This window comes from Nonomuraea sp. NEAU-A123 (genome assembly GCF_018603905.1).
Taxonomy (GTDB): Bacteria; Actinomycetota; Actinomycetes; order Streptosporangiales; family Streptosporangiaceae; genus Nonomuraea.
The window spans coordinates 49,585-67,154 of the sequence record NZ_JAHFZZ010000042.1 but is presented as its reverse complement, the minus strand read 5'-3'; the positions used below and the strand labels follow the sequence as shown (position 1 = coordinate 67,154).

Below are 17,570 nucleotides of genomic sequence, written 5' to 3'. Positions count from 1 at the left end.
GAGGTCTCCCACCACGAGAGTGGGTAAGGCTCCCGGTAGACGACCGGGTTGATAGGCCGGAGGTGGAAGCACGGTAACGTGTGGAGCTGACCGGTACTAATAGGCCGAGGACTTGACCACAAAGCTTCTTGCTCGCGTCCACTATGCAATTCTGAGACAGCAAACACGTGTTGTTTGTTTGTTTCATAGGGTTACGGCGGTTATGGCGGGAAGGAAACACCCGGTTACATTCCGAACCCGGAAGTTAAGCTTCCCAGCGCCGATGGTACTGCACTCGGGAGGGTGTGGGAGAGTAGGTCACCGCCGGACAATCTTTGGTTCGGGAAGGGCTCCACGTTTACGCGTGGGGCCCTTTCTGCGTTACAGGGTTAAGAGGCTCACCGCCTGCTCTGGTCGCCAGAAGTGGCGTGCGGCTACGCCAGCGCCCAGTGGTGGGCCCTTCTCGAAACGCTGAAAGCGCCTTGGTGTTCTTCGTCCTTCGCCTACCGGCTGTACGACGGGCGGCCGGAAGGTTTAGCGATGCACCCCGCTTGACCGAGGTCCTGTCGTTCAACCGCTGGCAGAGTGCATGACGTTGTCGTTGCCAAAGCGGGGGCGAGCCCCGGCGCATGGCACGCCTGGTCCTGCGCCGGCCGAGCCTGACGTACGGACGCCGCATGGTTCTCGAAGCTTGATCGCCAAGTGGCTGAACGGCAGCGCCGTGGCGGCAGGGGTAATTGCAGTCCGCTCGCCGCCGACAACGCCGACAACGCCGACAACGCCGACGAGAACGGCCGCTGGACCGACGGCGCCTTTGACGCACACACCTGCGTCGTCCCATACGTCTGGCGCGAGGCCTGCAGCGGCGACGACGTCCGCGTCACCACCAACGAGCGCAGCCAGGCCGCCGCAATCCGCTGCGCCGTATTCTGATCGCACGACTGAGCGGGGCCGACCTGGTATGTCCAGGCCGGCCCTGCGGCATGTACCGCTTCCGCCGACAGGTCAGATCCGTGTGCTCACCCGGGAATCGCGCCGCGGATGCGTGCGTACACCTCGATCTCGATGCGCATCCGGGGATCGGAGAGGCCGCACACGAGCATCGTCGCCGCCGGGCGGATCTCGCCGAAGTGGCGGCGCAGGGTCGGCCAGCACGGCTCGAAGTCCTCCCGATCGGGCAGCAGGTAGCGGACCCGGACAACATCGGCGAACGTACAGCCTGCCTCGGTCAGCGCCGTTCCGATGTTGCGCAGGCACTGTTCGGCCTGTTCGACCACGTCGGCGGAGATCGTCATGGTCGCGTAGTCGAACCCGGTGGTCCCCGAGACGTGGACCCAGTCGCCGTCCACCACGGCCCGGGCATATCCGATCTGCTCCTCGAAAGTGGAGCCGCTCAAGATCGCGCGTCGTTCTGTCATACGTGGAACGGTAGGCAACCTGCGGTGATATGTCTAAGACGCCTCCGCTGATGATGTGATATCTCTACGCGTATGGAACGTCCTCAGCTCGCGCTGCATCAGCTCTACGCGTTCGCCGTTCTGGCCGAGGAGCTGCACTTCGGGCGTGCCGCCATCCGGCTGGGGGTCGCGCAGCCGCCGCTGAGCCAGCAGATCAGGCGGCTGGAGGAGAGGGTCGGGCATCCGCTGTTCGAGCGAGGTCCCGGAGGGGTCGTTCTGACGTTGGCGGGTCACGAGTTGCTGCCTGCCGCCCGGCGTGCGCTCGGCGAGATCGCGGATGGGCTGGAGGCGGCGCGACGTGTCGGTGGGGGAGAGGCCGGGCGTATCCGGGTCGGGTTCGCGGCGTCGCTCGCGCTGACGATCCTGCCGGGAATGCTGCGGGCCTACCGTGATCGCTATCCCGAGGTCGAGATGGAGATCAGGGAGATGACGACGGCGCCCCAGACGGCCGCGCTCCTGGAGCGTTCGATCGACGTCGGGCTCCTGCGGGAACCGCCTGACGATCCGGGGCTGGCCGCCGAGCCGGTGTTCTCGGAGGAGTTCGTGGCGGTTCTGCCGGTTGGTCATGTTCTTGCCGGTCGGCGGGTCGTTCCGGTCGCGGCGCTGGCGGCGGAGCCGTTCGTGCTGCTGAACCGTGCGGCGGGGCCGACCGTGCACGATCGGATCGTTGGTTTGTGCCGGTCGGCGGGGTTCGAGCCGCGTATCGGGCAGCACGCGGTGGAGTGGGCGACGGTCTCCGCGCTTGTCGAGGCGGGGCTCGGGGTGTCCCTCGCCCCGGCGAGCGTGCGCCGGATCCGGCTCAAGGGGGTGGCCTATCGCCGGATCGAGCCGGACAGCGCGCGCACCACGGTCGCGATGTGCTGGCGGCCAGGTGATGAAAACCCGCTGGTCGCGCGCTTTCTAGAGGTTGGTCGCACGCTTTTTGGAGGCGGGCAGGGCCACCCGCTCGCGGACCGCGCCGTAGGGTAAGCCGCCCACCGCAGACCAGATCTGGGCCGGGGTAGGCGGCAACGGGTCGGCTACTTCGGCAGCACCAGCAGCGCGTCGCCGACGCCGCGCTCCACGCCGTCGGACGGCCGGTTGACGAGCTTGTTGCCCACCACCATCGCGGTGGACCCGCCGCCGTCCAGGTTGACCGCCTGCTTGGCGCCAAGCCAGCGCATGAACTGGGCCGCCTCGATGAAGCTGGCTCCCACCGTCACGCCGGGCTGCCGTCCGTCGATGGTCGCCAGGATCAGGCTGCCGTTGCGCGTGGTGCCCAGCAGCGTACGCGGGTGGCGGCGGAGGATCATGTTCACGGAGTCCTGGCCGTCGAGCTTGGCGGTGATCTTGACGTGCCCGTTCCTGACCAGGCCGACATTGCCCCCGATCACCCCCAGATCGGGCGTCAGCTTGAGCGCCTTGCCGGTCCGTACGTCCACGACCTTGGTGTCGACCTTGACGGTCACGCCTTCGGCCGCGTGCGCGTTCAGCCACTCGGCGGCGACACCGGCGACACCGTGCAGGACGCGCGTCCCCGCCGCCACCGCGGCGCCCGGCGCGCGCAGCGCCACGACCTTGCCGTTGGCGTCGAGCACCGCGTCGGCGCCGTTGTCCGCGGGCGTCTTGGCGCCGTACTCCTCGGTGTAGAGGACCAGTTCGTCCGCCGCCGCGGCGCGGTTGACGCCGTTGACCACCAGCTTCTGGCCGTCCTGCGCGATCGCGGTGACGGTCGACTTGAGTTCGGTGATGCGGGCCGTACGACCCTTGAGGACGACGGCGGAGCGGCCCGGCACGGCCTCGCTGAGCAGCCTGCCGCCGACCACCGAGATGCCGACCGGCTCGCCGCGCAGGTTCTTGGCGGTGTGGATGTTGAAGAAGCCGCCGTTCACGGCCGCGAGCGCCTGCTGGGCCTTGGCCATCGAGGAGACGGTCTCGCGCTTGGCGACGCTGGTGCCGAGCGTGGCGCCGTACGAGCCGCGGAACGTCCTGGCGTCGATCACGACCACCTTGACGTCCCAGGGGCCGGTGGTCTTCATGCCGTCGTCGCCGAGGTAGTCGACCTTCACCTTCAGCCCGGCGTCCTTGAGCTTCTTGGCCGTCTCGGCGGCCTTGTCCTTCTCCTCGAACTTCCACAGCCCGACCCGCACCATGTAGACGGTCTGGGCGGCGGCGTCGGCGACCTGCGGGCGCACGACCTTCTGCAGGCTCGCCGTCTCGCCCGTGGCCTCGACCTCGGCGACCTTTGCCTCGGCCGTCTGCTGCATGCCGTAGTCGCGGCCGCTCGGCATCAGCACCGTGACGGTGTAGCCGTCGGTCGACGTACCCGACTTCACGTCCCAGAGGTCGACGCCCGGCGCCACGCTGGTCATCGTCTTGGTCGGTACGGCCGGCACGCCCAAGGGGAACTTGGCCGAGGGGAACGACACCGAAACGCGCTCGGCGGCTGCGACGGGTACGGCCGTCCCAGTAAGGACCGTGGCCATCGAAAGGCCGATGGCGAGGGTGCGTCGAGACATGAAAACTCCAGAGGGCGGACAAAGGAACCGCCCTATCCTGGCGAGATCATGGTCGTGGAGGCAGGCAAACACGCTAAACGGTCTGAGAGGTTACAAGATTGACATCCCTCGGGGGGTTTTCCTGCGCGCACTGTGGGGGCGGCGTTACCGTGCGGTAGGCCGCGACCTGAGCGGCATACCAGTCCGAGAGGCAGCCATGACGGGGCTGAGCATCCTCCTTGTGATCATCGCGAGCGTTGTCCTGGGGTTCATCCTGGGCGCGTTCGTCACCCGTCCTCGCGGGTGGGTAATGTACGCCCACCCCGAGGACCGTTCCCGCGCCGATGTGACGCGTGATCCTCACGAGTGAGTACGAGCCGGCGCAAGCCGCACAGTTTCTGGGTTCTGTGCGGCTTGCGCCTATAATGAGCGTCATGACACGCGTCAGCATGTGGTGGCGGCCGACAGACGGCCGCTGATCTTCGCATGCGCGGGCCGTCCTCAGGACGGGCCCGGCGCGGGTTCTTTCTTCAGGACGGCATGACCTGAAGAGAGGAACCCGTGATGAACCACGTCGTGCTCACCGGAGACCGCCCGACCGGGCCGCTCCACCTGGGCCACTACTTCGGCACGCTGGCCAACCGCGTCGCCTTGCAGGACGTCCACCCGATGTACGTGCTGGTCGCCGACTACCAGGTGATCACCGACCGGGATCTGCCCGGCGCGATCCAGCGGAACATCGCCACCTTGCTCCTCGACTACCTGGCCATCGGGCTCGACCCCGCGAAGGTGACGATCTTCCAGCACAGCGCGATCCCCGAGCTGAACCAGTTGCTGCTGCCCTTCCTCAGCCTGGTGTCGGTGGCCGAGCTGGGTCGCAACCCGACCGTCAAGGACGAGATCGCACACAGTACGCAGCAGGCGGTCAACGGCCTGATGTTCACCTATCCGGTGCACCAGGCGGCCGACATCCTGTTCTGCAAGGGCACGCTGGTGCCGGTCGGCAAGGACCAGCTCCCGCATGTTGAGGTGACGCGGCTGGTGGCGCGGCGCTTCAACGAGCGCTACGGTCCCGTTTTCCCGGTGCCGGAGGCCATGATGGGCGCCCAGCCGCTGCTCAAGGGCCTCGACGGCGGCAAGATGAGCAAGAGCCGGGGCAACGCCGTAGCCCTGTCCGCCACCGAGGACGAGACGGCCGCGCTGATCCGCGGGGCCCGCACCGACGCGGACCGGCTCATCACCTTCGACGAGACGAACCGGCCGGAGGTGTCGAACCTGCTCACGCTGGCCGGCCTCTGCCTCGGCCGCCAACCCGAGTCCATCGCCGACGAGATCGGGAACGGCGGCGCCGCCGCACTGAAACGGCTGGTCACCGAGGCGGTCAACGAGTTCCTGCGACCGATCAGGAGGCGCCGCCGCGAGTACTCGGAGGCCGACGCCAGGCAGGTGCTGAGTGACGGCAACGAGCGCGCCCGCGAGCGGGCGATCGTCACCCTCGGGGAGGTGCGGGCCGCGATGGGCTTCTAACGGGGAGCTCGGGCGATGGCCAGCTCCGTGGCCGGGGATCTCAGGGGGCGGCGGTGGCGCGGCCTGGTGAAGCCCGCCTCCCTGAGCAGGAGAGCCACCTCCTTGTAGCCGCGGATCCTGCCGCCGCCCGCCACCAGGTAGTTGAGGTGGAGCAGATCGACAAGGGTCCGGCTGGCCCGCCCGGGCATGACGCTGTCGCCGAACTGGTCGCCGATCGCGATCGTGCCGCCGGGATTGAGCGCCTTGGCCAGCCGTGCCAGCAACGTGACCAGCTCCTGGTCGTCGAGACAGTGCATGATGTTGAACAGCAGCACCACGTCGTACCCGCCGCCCAGATCCTCATCGAGGAACGAGCCGGCCCGCAGCGTCAGCCGGGGGTGGGCGGCGGCCGATTCGAGGGCCTGGGGCAGGTCGATCACGGTGCCCCGCAGCTCTGGGTGCCGCCGCAGCAGTTCCACGCTGTAGCGGGCATGGCTGCCGCCCACGTCGAGCATCCGCGTCGCGCCCGCGGGGACCGGGATGGCCCGCGCGGTGGCGGGAGCCTGGCGGCCGGCCACGGCGGCGGTCCACGCCTGGAACGAGCGCGACAGCTCCGGTTCGCTCTCGGTCAGCGCGTACAGCGAGGTGATCGGCGACCCATCACGTACGGTCCTTTCGAGCTGTGGCCAGATCACGCAGGCGGTGCGCTCCCAGAAGTACAGCCCCTCGGCCAGGCAGGCGGGGGAGTCGGTGGTGAGCCAGATCCGCGCCGTGCGGGTCAGCCGGTAGCGGCCGCCTCGCGCGCGCAGGTAGCCGAGCCCGGTCAGGCCGCGCAGCAGCACGTCCGTCGCGTGCCGGTCCAGGCCGAGCGAGCCCGCGAGGTCGGTGGCGGTCGCGGGCCCGCCGCGCAGGGCGTCGAAGAGCCCGAGCCGCATCCCGGCGATCAGCGCGTGCAGGCCCATGACGCCGAAGTAGTCGAGCATCGGGGGCAGGATCGACAGGCGGTGCGCCGCCGCTTCCAGGGGATTGACGAATAAGGGCACATCGCGACGGTAAGCCGCGAGCGGCGGAAATGTTACCTGTTCTCCCTGCGGAACGACTCCAGCGCCAGCAGCGCCACGTGCAGGGACAGGCACGACTCGACGTCGTCCAGGTCGGTGTCGAGGATGCGTTCGAGGCGGCGCAGCCGGTCGTAGAAGGCGGGCCGCGACAGGTGGGCCTTCTGGGCGGCCACGGCCTTGTTGCGTCCCGCGTCCAGGTAGATGCGCAGGATGCGGGTCAGGTCGCCGCCCCGCTGCGCGTCGTGCGCCAGCAGCGGTCCCAGCTCCCGTTCGGCGAACGTCTGCAGCCTGGCGTCGTCGCGCAGCAGGTGGAGCAGCCCGCGCAGCCGCAGGTCGGGCAGCCGGTAGAAGGCCCGGTCGTCGGGCTGGCGGACCGCCACGTCGGCCACCTGCTCGGCTTCGAGGAAGCTGCGCCGTACGTCCCTGATCGACTCCACCACCGAGCCCGAGGCCAGGACGAACGCGGCGCCGGGCTTCCACAGCACGCGCAGCCGCTCGGCGAGCGCGGTCAGCGCGGGCTCGGCGCCCGAGCGTGGCGGCAGGGGGAGCAGGACGCCGACCCGGTCCTGGTCGAGCGCGCCCACGAGGGCGGGCAGCCGGGCGTCGCGGCAGGCGGCGGCGGTGGCCTCGGCCAGCTCGCCGAGCTGCGCCTGCCCGTCGAGTGCCTGCTCGATGGGGTCGGTCGGGCGGATGACGACGCTGACCAGCTTGCGCCCGGTGAGCGGCACGCCCACGGCGCGGGCGCGGGCGGCGGCCTCGTCCGGATCTGCATAGGCGTGCGTGAGGATGCCGGTGATGATCGTGCCGTGCGCCTGGCGTTCCAGGGATTCCTGGTGGCGTTCGAGCAGGCGGCCCAGGGCGAGCGTGGTGGCGGCGCGCTCGGCGAGCACCAGGTCACGGGGCGACGGCGGCCTCTCGCAGAGCAGGATCAACCTGCCCCAGTCCTGCCCGCGCGCGCCGACCGTGGTGACCAGCCAGCCGGAGGCGGCGTCGTAGGCGGTCCGCTCGGCCGGCGCGACCGCGCGCGACCTGGTCTCCCATCCGGCCAGCAGCGCGCCGGTGTCGCGGCCCGCGGACTCGCAGGCCAGCACCTGGTGGGCGAGGTTCTCCAGCAGGACCGGGCGGTTCGACAGCCGGGCCACCTGGGCGAGCACCTCGGCGGGGGACGCGCCCTCGACGGAGAGCTCGGTGAAGACCTCGTGCAGCTGCTCGGAGGCCCGCAGCTCCTCCAGTTGGATGTCGATGATCCGCGCGTGCACGGACTCGGTGATCTGCACGAACGGCGTCTCGCGGGTCAGCACGATCAGCGGCAGGCCGTGCTCCTCGGCCGACTTGACGACCGCGCCGGGCAGCTCGCCGACGAACCTGCGGCCCAGCTCGACGATCAGCCCGGAGGCGCCGACCGCCGAAAGCTCGCCGATGTAGTCGGCGAGCTTCTGGGGGTCCTCGGGCAGGGCCACCCCCGTGGTGAGCACCAGCTCTCCGCCGCGCAGCAGGTGGGCGATGTCGGCGATCTCGCCGACGTGCACCCACCGCACCTTGGTGTCCAGGCGGTCGCCGCCCGCGACCACGCGCGGGCTCCCGCGGCGGACGGTGTCCAGCGCGAGGACGTCGGCGATGGTGGGCAGCACGCGCCCGAGCCTAGCCGATCAGCCTGTAAGATCGGATAGGCACCCCTTTACAGACTGCTCATCACGAGCCCAGTTCGTCCTCTCTGAACTCCCGGACGGGCTGCTGCACCCGCAACTCCACTCGCCGGATCTTGCCGGAGATGGTCTTCGGCAGCTCGCCGAATTCCAGTCTGCGCACCCGCTTGTACGGGGCCAGCTCACGCCGCGAGTGCTCGAAGATCGAGCGGGCGGTCGCCTCGTCCGCCTCGAACCCGGGCGCCAGCGTCACATAAGCCTTCGGCACCGCCAGGCGCACCGGATCGGGCGCGGGCACCACGGCCGCCTCCGCCACGGCCTCATGCTCCAGAAGCACGCTCTCCAGCTCGAACGGCGAGATGCGGTAGTCGGAGGCCTTGAAGACGTCGTCGGTCCGGCCGACGTAGGTGATGTAGCCGTCGGCGTCACGGGTCGCGACGTCGCCCGTGTGGTAGTGCCCACCTCTCATCGCATCACTAGATCCACCGACATATCCGGACATGAGGCCGAGGGGGCGGTCGGTCAGCGGCAGGCAGATCTCCCCGTCGTCGCCCGCCTCGCCAGTGATCGGGTCGAGCAGCACGATGTCGTAGCCGGGCAGCGGCCGGCCCATGGATCCCGGCTTGACCGGCTCGCCGGGCACGTTGCCCACCTGGGCGGTGGTCTCGGTCTGGCCGTAGCCGTCCCTGATCGTCAGCCCCCACGCCTTGGCGACCTGGTCGATGATCTCGGGGTTGAGCGGCTCGCCCGCGGCGACGGCCGTGCGCAGCGGCAGCCGCCACGCCGCCAGGTCCTCCTGGATGAGCATCCGCCAGACGGTCGGCGGCGCGCAGAACGTGGTGACCCGCTCGTCGCGCAGCACCTCCAGCAGCGCCACGGCGGAGAAGCGCTGGTAGTCGTGGATCAGCACGGTGGCACCCGCGTTCCACGGCGCGAACACGTTGCTCCACGCGTGCTTGGCCCAGCCGGGCGAGGACACGTTGAGGTGCACGTCGCCGGGCGTGAGCCCGATCCAGAACATGGTCGACAGGTGGCCAGCCGGATAGGAGGCGTGCGTGTGCTCGACCAGCTTGGGCTGCGAGGTCGTACCCGAGGTGAAGTAGAGCAGCAGCGTGTCGCCGGCCCTGGTCGGGCCGTCGGGGACGAAGTGCTCGGCCGCCTCGCGGGAATCGGCGTAGGGCAGCCAGCCGTACGCGTCGCCGACCGCGATCCTGGTGTAGCCGCCGTCGTCGAACTTGCCCGCGTCGGAGGCGTTCGCGATCACATGCGAGACGCCGCCGCGTTCGACGCGCTCGACGATGTCCTTGGCGGTCAGCAGCGTGGTCGCCGGGATGATGACCGCGCCCAGCTTCATGGCCGCCAGCAGCGACTCCCACAGCTCGGCCTGGTTGCCCAGCATGAGCAGGATGCGATCGCCCCGCTGTACGCCCTGCTCGCGCAGCCAGTTGGCGACCTGGTTGGAACGGGCGGACAGCTCGGCGAAGGTGTAGGAGACCTTGCCGACGATCTTCAGCGCGACCGCGTCGGGGGTCTCGGCGGCCAGCACGCCGTCGAACCAGTCGAGCGCCCAGTTGAAGTCCGTCAGCTCCGGCCAGCGGAACTCGCGGCGGGCCGTCGGATAGTCGGCCCCGAGAAGGAGGTCGCGTGCGGCGCGGAAATCGCTCATGCCCCGGATCCTGCTACGTCCCCAGCCGTCTCTCAAGACCGTCGAGCACCGACACGAGGCCGAAGTCGAAGCCCACCTCGCGCATCACCTGCGGATCCTCGTCGTGGTCGGCGGCGCCCAAGCGCTCCATGAGCTCGAGATGGCCCTCCGCCGCCCGCTTGACCGACTCCCGCATCTCGTCGAGGTCATAGTCGTGGCCCACAGAGGAGTTCCAGGCCACCTCCGGAATCGTGTAGCCGAAGACGTACGCGGTGAGCGTGGCGTTGGCGTAGTCGATGTCCAGGCCGCGGAACCCGGCCGTCTTGAAGGCCCGGCACATCCGCTCGGTGAACGCGAGCGCGTTCGGCCCGAACGCGGGCACCCGCCCGATGAGATCGGCCGACCAGGGGTGCCTCAGGATCACTTGACGCATGCTGTGGGCCAGGACGGAGGCGACCTCGCGCCAGTGCGCATCCTCGGGGACGGGAGTGGACAGCTCACCCCAGATCGCGTCGTAGGCCAGCTCCAGCAGCTCGTCCTTGTTGGCCACGTACCAGTAGAGGCTGGTCGCGCCCGCCTTGAGCTTGGCCCCGAGCTTGCGCATGCTCAGCCCGGCGAGCCCCTCGGCGTCGAGCAGGTCAAGGGTGGCCCTGACGATCTCCTCGCGGCTGCGCCCGGGGCTCGTGGGCTTGCGGGGCTCGCGAAGCCACACGGAGGTGAACTGCTTGGCCGTCATTTCCCCAGGATAAATCCACTCGCACACTGTGCGAGTCATCTAGTACGGTGTGCGAGTGGAATCGAACACTGTACGAGACCCCCGTCGTTGGTGGATCCTCGTCGTCCTCTGCCTCTCGCTGCTCGTGCTGGTCGTGGACAACACCGTCCTCAACCTGGCCATCCCCAAGCTGATCAGGGATCTTGGAGCGACCCCCGGTGACATCCAGTGGATACTCGACGCGTACGTGCTGGCCTTCGCCGGACTGCTGCTGACCGCGGGAAGCCTGTCCGACCGGTTCGGGCGCAGGCGCTTCCTGATCATCGGGCTGGCGTTCTTCGGCGGCGCGTCGCTGCTGGCCGTGCTCTCGACGGAGCCGTGGCAGCTCATCGGCTCGCGGGCCCTCATGGGCATCGGCGGGTCGATCCTGATGCCGTCCACGCTGTCCATCCTGATGACCGTCTTCGACGAGGACGAGCGGCGCAAGGCCATGGCCGCGTGGAGCGCCGTCGCCATGGTGGGCGTGATCGCGGGGCCCACCCTGGGCGGCTTCCTGCTCGACCACTACTGGTGGGGCTCGGTCTTCCTGCTGAACATCCCCATCGCGGCCGTCGCGATCATCGCCGCCGTGACGCTGATGCCCGAGACCCGCAGCGCCGGACGGAAGATCGACCCCGTGGGCGTCCTGCTGTCGATCGTCGGGCTGACGGCGGCCGTGTACGTCATCATCGAGCGCGAGTGGAACCCGGTCGGCATCGCGATCGCCGTGGCCTTCCTCGGCGCCTTCATCTTCTGGGAGCGGCGCTCGGAGCACCCGATGCTGCCGCTGGAGCTGTACAAGAACCGCAACTTCAGCGGGGCGTCGTTCTCGATCCTGCTGATGTCGTTCGGGGCCGGGGCCGTGATGCTGATGCTGACCCAGTACCTGCAGTTCGTGCTGGGATACGGGCCCATGCAGGCGGGCTTGGCGCTGCTGCCGTACGCGATCGCGGCGGCGCTCTTCAACGGGCTCGGCGCCGCGCTCGGGCAGAAGGTCAGCAACCGGACGCTGATCGCCGCGGGGCTGGTGGTCATGGCCGGTGGGTTCGTCGTGCTCGCCACGACCTCCGGGTACATGCCGCTGCTCACCGGCCTGCTGGTCATGGGGGTGGGCGGCGGTCTCGCCGGTCCCGCGGCCTACGCCTCGCTGATGGGGGCGATCCCCGTCGAGCACGCGGGTGTCGGATCGGCGCTGAACGACACGGTGCAGCAGGTCGGCATGGCCATGAGCATCGCCATCCTGGGCAGCGTGCTGGCCGGGGTGTTCACCTCGTCCATGCCCTCCGGCGTGCCCGAGGCCGCCAAGGAGTCGATCGGCGCGGCCTTCGCGCTGGGCTTCGCCGAGCCCGCCAAGTCGGCCTTCACCGACGCGGTGCACTTCGGGTCGTGGGTGGGGGGCGCGTTCTGCGTGGCGGCCGCGCTGCTCGCGCTGGTGGTGCTCCGATCGCCCGCCCCCGCTGTCGACACCACCTCGGAGTCCGCCCCGGTCTGACGGACGCGGGGCGCGCATGTCGTGGCGGGTGCGTGACATCATGTAAGGGGATTTTGTCTCATGTCGACAGGTTGGAGGTGGGAGGTGCGATGACGAGCCGGGATACTCGTAGCATGTCGGAGCTTCTCGCCCGCCACCGGGCAGTGATCCCCAACTGGGTGGCACTCAACTACAACGAGCCCATCGAGATCGTCAGCGGCAAGGGCAACCGCGTCGTCGACGCCGATGGCAAGAGCTATCTGGACTTCTTCGCCGGCATCCTCACCAACATGATCGGGTACGACGTGCCCGAGGTGCGCGAGGCCGTCGAACGCCAGCTCGCCACAGGAGTCGTCCACACCAGCACGGTCTACCTGCTGCGCGGCCAGATCGAGCTGGCCGAGAAGATCGCCAGGCTCTCCGGCATCCCCGATGCCAAGGTCTTCTTCACCAACTCCGGCACCGAGGCGAACGAGACCGCGCTGCTGCTGGCCACGTACGCGCGCAAGAGCGACCAGGTGCTCGCCATGCGGCAGAGCTACCACGGCCGCAGCTTCGGCGCGATGAGCGTCACGTCCAACCGGTCGTGGAAGAACAACTCGCTCTCCCCGCTGAACGTGCACTTCCTGCACGGCGCCGACCGGCAGCTCGCCCAGTTCAAGGGGCTTTCGGACGCCGACTACATCGCGGCCTGCGTCGACGACCTGCGCCACGTGCTGGCCACGGCCGTCTCCAACGACGTGGCGGCGCTGATCGCCGAGCCGATCCAGGGCGTGGGCGGGTTCACGATGGCCCCCGACGGGCTGTTCGCCGCCTACAAGGAGGTCCTCGACGAGCAGGGCATCCTGTTCATCTCCGACGAGGTGCAGACCGGCTGGGGCCGCACCGGCAGCGCGTTCTTCGGCATCCAGAACCACGGCGTGACGCCCGACATGATGACGTTCGCCAAGGGGCTGGGCAACGGGTTCGCGGTGGGCGGCGTCGTGGCCCGCGGCGACCTCATGGACAGCCTGCCCGCCGTGGGTCTGGCCACGTTCGGCGGCAACCCGATCTCCATGGCCGCCGCCAACGCCACGCTCGACTACGTGCTCGACCACGATCTCCAGGCCAACGCCGCCAGGACCGGCAAGATCATCATCGACGGCCTGCGCGCGGCGGCCGAACGGCTGCCGATCATGCGGGACGTACGCGGCAAGGGCCTGATGTTCGCCGTCGAGCTGGAGAGCCCCGCGCAGGCCGCGCGGTTCATGGAGGAGAGCAAGAAGGCGGGCCTGCTCGCGGGCAAGGGCGGCCTGTACGGCACCGCCATCCGCATGGCCCCGCCGCTCACCCTCACGGTGGACGAGGCCACTGAGGGCTTGGGCATCATCGTTCACGCACTCGAAGTCATCAACGCAGAGGCAACGCAGTGAAGTCTGTCAAGCACTGGATCAACGGAGCTCTCGCGGACGGCGACAGCCGGACACAGGAGATCTTCGACCCGGCGACCGGCGAGGTCAGCGGGCACGTCGCGCTGGCGTCGGCCGCCGACGTCGACGCGGCCGTGGCCGCCGCCGTGGCGGCCTTCCCCACCTGGCGTGACGCGTCGCTGACCAAGCGGGCGCAGGTGCTGTTCCGCTTCCGCGAGCTGATGTACGCCCACCGCGACGAGGTGGCCGCGCTCATCTCGGCCGAGCACGGCAAGGTGCACTCCGACGCGCTCGGGGAGGTCGCCCGCGGCCTGGAGGTCGTGGAGTTCGCCTGCGGGATCCCGCACCTGCTCAAGGGCGGCTACTCCGAGGGTGTCTCGACCCGGGTCGACTCCTACTCGCTGCGCCAGCCGCTCGGAGTGGTGGCCGGCATCACGCCGTTCAACTTCCCGGCCATGGTGCCGATGTGGATGTACCCGATCGCGATCGCCTGCGGCAACGCGTTCGTGCTCAAGCCGTCGGAGAAGGACCCGTCCGCGTCGCTGCTCATGGCGCGGCTCTGGCAGGAGGCCGGGCTGCCCGACGGCGTCTTCAACGTCGTACAGGGCGACAAGGTCGCCGTCGACCGGCTGCTGGAGCACCCCGACGTGCGCGGCGTCTCCTTCGTCGGCTCGACCCCCATCGCCAGGTACGTCTACGAGACCGGCACGAGCCACGGCAAGCGGGTGCAGGCGCTCGGCGGAGCCAAGAACCACATGCTCGTGCTGCCCGACGCCGACCTCGACCTGGTCGCCGACTCGGCCGTGTCGGCGGGCTTCGGCTCGGCCGGCGAGCGGTGCATGGCGATCTCCGTCGTGCTGGCCGTCGATCCGGTGGGCGACGAGCTCGTCCAGAAGATCGTCGAGCGCGTCGACAAACTGGTGATCGGCCCTGGTGACGACCCCAAGTCCGAGATGGGGCCGCTCGTCACCAAGGCGCACCGCGACAAGGTCGCCTCCTACCTCGACGTCGGCGTCGAGGAGGGCGCCAAGCTCGTCGTGGACGGGCGCGAGACGACCCTGCTCGGCGGCGGCAAGGCACTGGAGTCGCCCGGCTTCTGGCTCGGCCCGACCGTGCTCGACCACGTGCCCGCGGGCTCGCGGGTGCACACCGAGGAGATCTTCGGCCCGGTCCTGACGATCGTCCGCGTCGGCTCGTACGAGGAGGGCCTGGAGCTCATCAACGGCGGCGCGTACGGCAACGGCACCGCGATCTTCACCAACGACGGCGGCGCGGCCCGGCGCTTCCAGAACGAGGTCGAGGTCGGCATGATCGGCATCAACGTGCCGATCCCGGTGCCGATGGCGTTCTACAGCTTCGGCGGCTGGAAGGCGTCGCTGTTCGGCGACACGCACGTGCACGGCACCGAGGGCGTCCACTTCTACACCCGGGGCAAGGTCGTCACCTCACGCTGGCTCGACCCGTCGCACGGCGGCGTGAACCTGGGCTTCCCCACGAACGGGTAACCGATCTCCACCAGGGAGGGATGCGGGCGGCGGCCAGGCATCCCTCCCTCTGTGTGCCCGATAAACTCCAGCACACGGATGAGAGGTGGCATCGTGGATCGCCGTATACCTGCCATGGCGCTGGCCATGACGGCTCTGGTCGCCAGCATGGGCGCGGCGGGCCCGACACCGAAGAAGACACCCAGCCCGAGCCCTACTCCCACCCCTTCGGCGAGTCCGACGCAGGGCGACGGCACGCTGCAGATCCTCACCTACCGCGGCTACGCCGAATACGGCGGCACCAGCCCGAGGGTCAACTGGGTGGGCGACTTCGAGAAGACGACCGGCTGCCGCATCGCCCGCCTCGACACCGTGCAGACCGCCGACGACATGGCCCGCGCTGTCGCCGCGCGCCCCTACGACGTGGTCTCGGCGGGTCCGGTGCTGGCGGCCGCGATGATCAAGGCCAAGCAGGTGCAGCCCATCGACCCGGCCAAGGTCACCGGTTACGACGACCTCACCAAGCGCTTCCGCGACATGACCAAGGTGTCGGGCAAGGTCTACGGCGTGCCGTACCTCTGGGGGTTCCACGAGTTCCTCTACGACTCGACCAGGGTCAAGGGCGGTGACCTCAAGAAGGTCTTCGAGTCGGACCACGTGTCGCTCAAGGACAGCCCGCTGACCATCGCCGACGCGGCGCTCACCGACAGCAGCGTGGACGACCCCTTCGAGCTGACCGAGAGCCAGCTCGACCGGGCGGTGGCGCTGCTGGGCGAGCACAAGGACCGCACCTACTGGAAGAACCCGCTCGACCTGGTCAAGGGCTTCGCCACGGGCTCGCTCGACTACGCCCAGGCCACGCCCTACTATCGCCTGCTCCTGCAGAAGGCGGGCAAGCCGATCAAGGCGGTCACCACGCGCAAGACGACCGGGTGGCTCGACTCCTGGATGCTCGGCGCGAACATCCCCAACACCGACTGCGCCTACCGCTGGCTGAGCTGGATGGCGGCGGCGCCGGCCCAGCGTGACGCGGCCGCCTGGGTCGGGCTCGCGCCGGCCAACCTCAAGGCATGCAAGGGGCGGGCCAAGCAGATGTGCGAGGCGTACGGCGCCGACAAGTCGAAGTGGCTCGAGCGGGTCGCCTTCGCCGTCCGGCCGCCGGGGGATTGCGAGGGTTCTGAGGGGGAATGCACTGATTACGACCTCACATGGACCAAGCGGTGGGGTGCACTGGTGAGCTGAGCGGGGGATGTCAACCCATACGTGACCTTGTGCCGCGGGCGCGCCCCGTCCCCCCGCTGGGCCGCGCCTGCAGAGACGCCCCGGGCCTTCCCCCCGCTCCGGGGCGTCTCGCTGTTCCCGGCCGGTCGCGAGTTCGACTGAATGGCCAGTCAGCTTAAATTCGACTGAATGACCAGTCAGTGAGTATGTTCGGGCCATGAGAATCCTTCTGGTCGGGGCCGGCGGCGTCGGCTCCGCTGTCGTGTCCATCGCCGCGCGCCGAGATTTCTTCGAACACATCGTGGTCGCCGACTCCCAACAGAGCCGGGCGGCGCGGGCCGTCAACGGCGTGGACGATCCGCGGTTCAGCGCCATCAGGCTCGACGCCGCCGATCGGGCGGGGGTCGAGGCGGCGCTGCGGGAGCACCGGTGCGACGTGCTCTTCAACGCCGTGGATCCGCGGTTCACGATGCCGCTGTTCGAGGCGGCCCTGGCGGCCGGGGCCGACTACCTGGACATGGCGATGTCACTGTCCAGGCCGCACGCCAGCCGGCCGTACGAGCAGCCGGGGGTGAAGCTGGGCGACGAGCAGTTCGCGCGCGACGGCGACTGGCAGGCGCGGGACCGGCTCGCGCTCGTCGGGATGGGCGTGGAGCCGGGGCTGGCCGACGTCTTCGCCCGCTACGCCGCCGACCACCTGTTCGACGGCATCGACGAGATCGGCGTCAGGGACGGCTCGAACCTGGTCGTGGACGGCTACGACTTCGCGCCGACGTTCTCCATCTGGACGACGATCGAGGAGTGCCTGAACCCGCCCGTCGTCTGGGAGGACGGGGGGTGGCACACGACCGAGCCGTTCAGCGAGCCCGAGGTGTTCGACTTCCCCGAGGGCATCGGGCCCGTGGAGTGCGTGAACGTCGAGCACGAGGAGGTGCTGCTCGTGCCCCGCTGGATCTCGGCCAGGCGGGTGACGTTCAAGTACGGGCTCGGCGAGGAGTTCATCGGCGTGCTCAAGACCCTGCGCAAGCTCGGGCTGGACAGCGCCGACAAGATCAGGGTGGGCGGTGCCGACGTGTCGCCCCGGGACATGGTGGCGGCGAGCCTGCCCGACCCGGCCACCCTCGGCGACCGGATGCACGGCAAGACGTGCGCGGGCACGTGGGTGAAGGGCACCGGCAAGGACGGCGCTCCCCGCGAGGTCTACCTCTATCACGTGGTCGACAACGCCTGGTCGATGCGCGAGTACGGCTCGCAGGCCGTCGTCTGGCAGACCGCCGTGCACCCCGTCGTCGCGCTGGAGCTGCTGGCGAGCGGCGTCTGGAAGGGCACGGGCGTGCTCGGGCCCGAGGCGTTCGACGCGGTCCCGTTCCTCGACCTGCTGACCGAGTACGGCTCGCCCTGGCGGATCCGCGAGGCCGCCGCCTAGGACTAGCGGCCCCGCGCTTTAATCCGCGAGTGTT

At 69.4% G+C, this 17,570-nt stretch carries 14 protein-coding genes and 2 rRNA genes; 10 read left to right on the top strand and 6 right to left on the bottom strand.

Annotation, left to right across the window (positions count from 1 at the left end):
* From KLK06_RS57395 to KLK06_RS57385, 3 genes are all read left to right on the top strand, one after another.
* A 23S ribosomal RNA gene (locus tag KLK06_RS57395) occupies positions 1–120 on the top strand; the annotation flags it as partial.
* Between the two features lie 72 nt (positions 121–192).
* Positions 193–309 (top strand): 5S ribosomal RNA (gene rrf, locus KLK06_RS57390).
* Between the two features lie 372 nt (positions 310–681).
* Positions 682–912: a hypothetical protein gene (locus KLK06_RS57385; RefSeq protein WP_214644345.1), complete on the top strand. Its 231-nt coding sequence runs from the start codon at positions 682–684 to the stop codon at positions 910–912.
* 86 nt (positions 913–998) lie between these two features.
* Here the strand turns inward: KLK06_RS57385 and KLK06_RS57380 are convergent, their stop codons facing one another.
* Positions 999–1,397, bottom strand: coding sequence for a RidA family protein (locus KLK06_RS57380; RefSeq protein WP_214644344.1), 399 nt, complete (start codon positions 1,395–1,397; stop codon positions 999–1,001).
* Positions 1,398–1,469: 72 nt separating this feature from the next.
* Between KLK06_RS57380 and KLK06_RS57375 the strand changes: the two genes are divergently transcribed.
* Entirely contained in the window at positions 1,470–2,405 is a 936-nt protein-coding gene (locus KLK06_RS57375; protein WP_214644343.1) for a LysR family transcriptional regulator, read from the top strand.
* Between the two features lie 50 nt (positions 2,406–2,455).
* Here the strand turns inward: KLK06_RS57375 and KLK06_RS57370 are convergent, their stop codons facing one another.
* On the bottom strand, positions 2,456–3,934 hold the full coding sequence (locus KLK06_RS57370; protein WP_214644342.1) for a phosphodiester glycosidase family protein: 1,479 nt from the start codon (positions 3,932–3,934) through the stop codon (positions 2,456–2,458).
* Positions 3,935–4,477: 543 nt separating this feature from the next.
* On the opposite strand from KLK06_RS57370, the gene trpS reads away from it, so the two are divergent.
* A complete protein-coding gene (gene trpS / locus KLK06_RS57365; RefSeq protein WP_214644341.1) occupies positions 4,478–5,440 on the top strand; it encodes a tryptophan--tRNA ligase in 963 nt (320 codons plus the stop codon).
* On the opposite strand, the gene KLK06_RS57360 is transcribed toward trpS, so the two are convergent.
* The 4 genes from KLK06_RS57360 to KLK06_RS57345 all read right to left on the bottom strand — a co-directional run bounded on the left by KLK06_RS57360 (position 5,437) and on the right by KLK06_RS57345 (position 10,507).
* Positions 5,437–6,462 (bottom strand): methyltransferase, encoded by a 1,026-nt coding sequence (locus KLK06_RS57360; RefSeq protein ID WP_214644340.1) that lies wholly within the window; start codon positions 6,460–6,462, stop codon positions 5,437–5,439. The two genes, trpS and KLK06_RS57360, sit on opposite strands and share 4 nt — an antisense overlap.
* A gap of 32 nt (positions 6,463–6,494) precedes the next feature.
* The gene (locus KLK06_RS57355; protein WP_214644339.1) at positions 6,495–8,111 is read right to left on the bottom strand and encodes a PucR family transcriptional regulator ligand-binding domain-containing protein; all 1,617 of its coding nucleotides are present in this window, start codon (positions 8,109–8,111) and stop codon (positions 6,495–6,497) included.
* A 61-nt stretch (positions 8,112–8,172) separates the two neighbouring features.
* Complete coding sequence (locus tag KLK06_RS57350; protein WP_214644338.1) at positions 8,173–9,792, bottom strand: AMP-binding protein; 1,620 nt, start codon at positions 9,790–9,792, stop codon at positions 8,173–8,175.
* A gap of 13 nt (positions 9,793–9,805) precedes the next feature.
* Positions 9,806–10,507, bottom strand: coding sequence for a TetR/AcrR family transcriptional regulator (locus KLK06_RS57345; RefSeq protein ID WP_214644337.1), 702 nt, complete (start codon positions 10,505–10,507; stop codon positions 9,806–9,808).
* Between the two features lie 55 nt (positions 10,508–10,562).
* Here KLK06_RS57345 and KLK06_RS57340 point away from each other — a divergent pair, with 55 nt between their 5' ends.
* From KLK06_RS57340 to KLK06_RS57320, 5 genes are all read left to right on the top strand, one after another.
* Positions 10,563–12,017: an MFS transporter gene (locus KLK06_RS57340; RefSeq protein ID WP_214644336.1), complete on the top strand. Its 1,455-nt coding sequence runs from the start codon at positions 10,563–10,565 to the stop codon at positions 12,015–12,017.
* Between the two features lie 113 nt (positions 12,018–12,130).
* Entirely contained in the window at positions 12,131–13,408 is a 1,278-nt protein-coding gene (locus tag KLK06_RS57335) for an aspartate aminotransferase family protein (RefSeq protein ID WP_214644335.1), read from the top strand.
* On the top strand, positions 13,405–14,910 hold the full coding sequence (locus tag KLK06_RS57330; RefSeq protein ID WP_214644334.1) for a CoA-acylating methylmalonate-semialdehyde dehydrogenase: 1,506 nt from the start codon (positions 13,405–13,407) through the stop codon (positions 14,908–14,910). The genes KLK06_RS57335 and KLK06_RS57330 overlap by 4 nt, the downstream gene beginning before the upstream one ends.
* A gap of 93 nt (positions 14,911–15,003) precedes the next feature.
* Positions 15,004–16,131, top strand: coding sequence for an extracellular solute-binding protein (locus KLK06_RS57325; protein WP_214644333.1), 1,128 nt, complete (start codon positions 15,004–15,006; stop codon positions 16,129–16,131).
* A gap of 196 nt (positions 16,132–16,327) precedes the next feature.
* A complete protein-coding gene (locus tag KLK06_RS57320) occupies positions 16,328–17,536 on the top strand; it encodes a saccharopine dehydrogenase family protein (protein ID WP_214644332.1) in 1,209 nt (402 codons plus the stop codon).
* Positions 17,537–17,570: the final 34 nt, after the last annotated feature.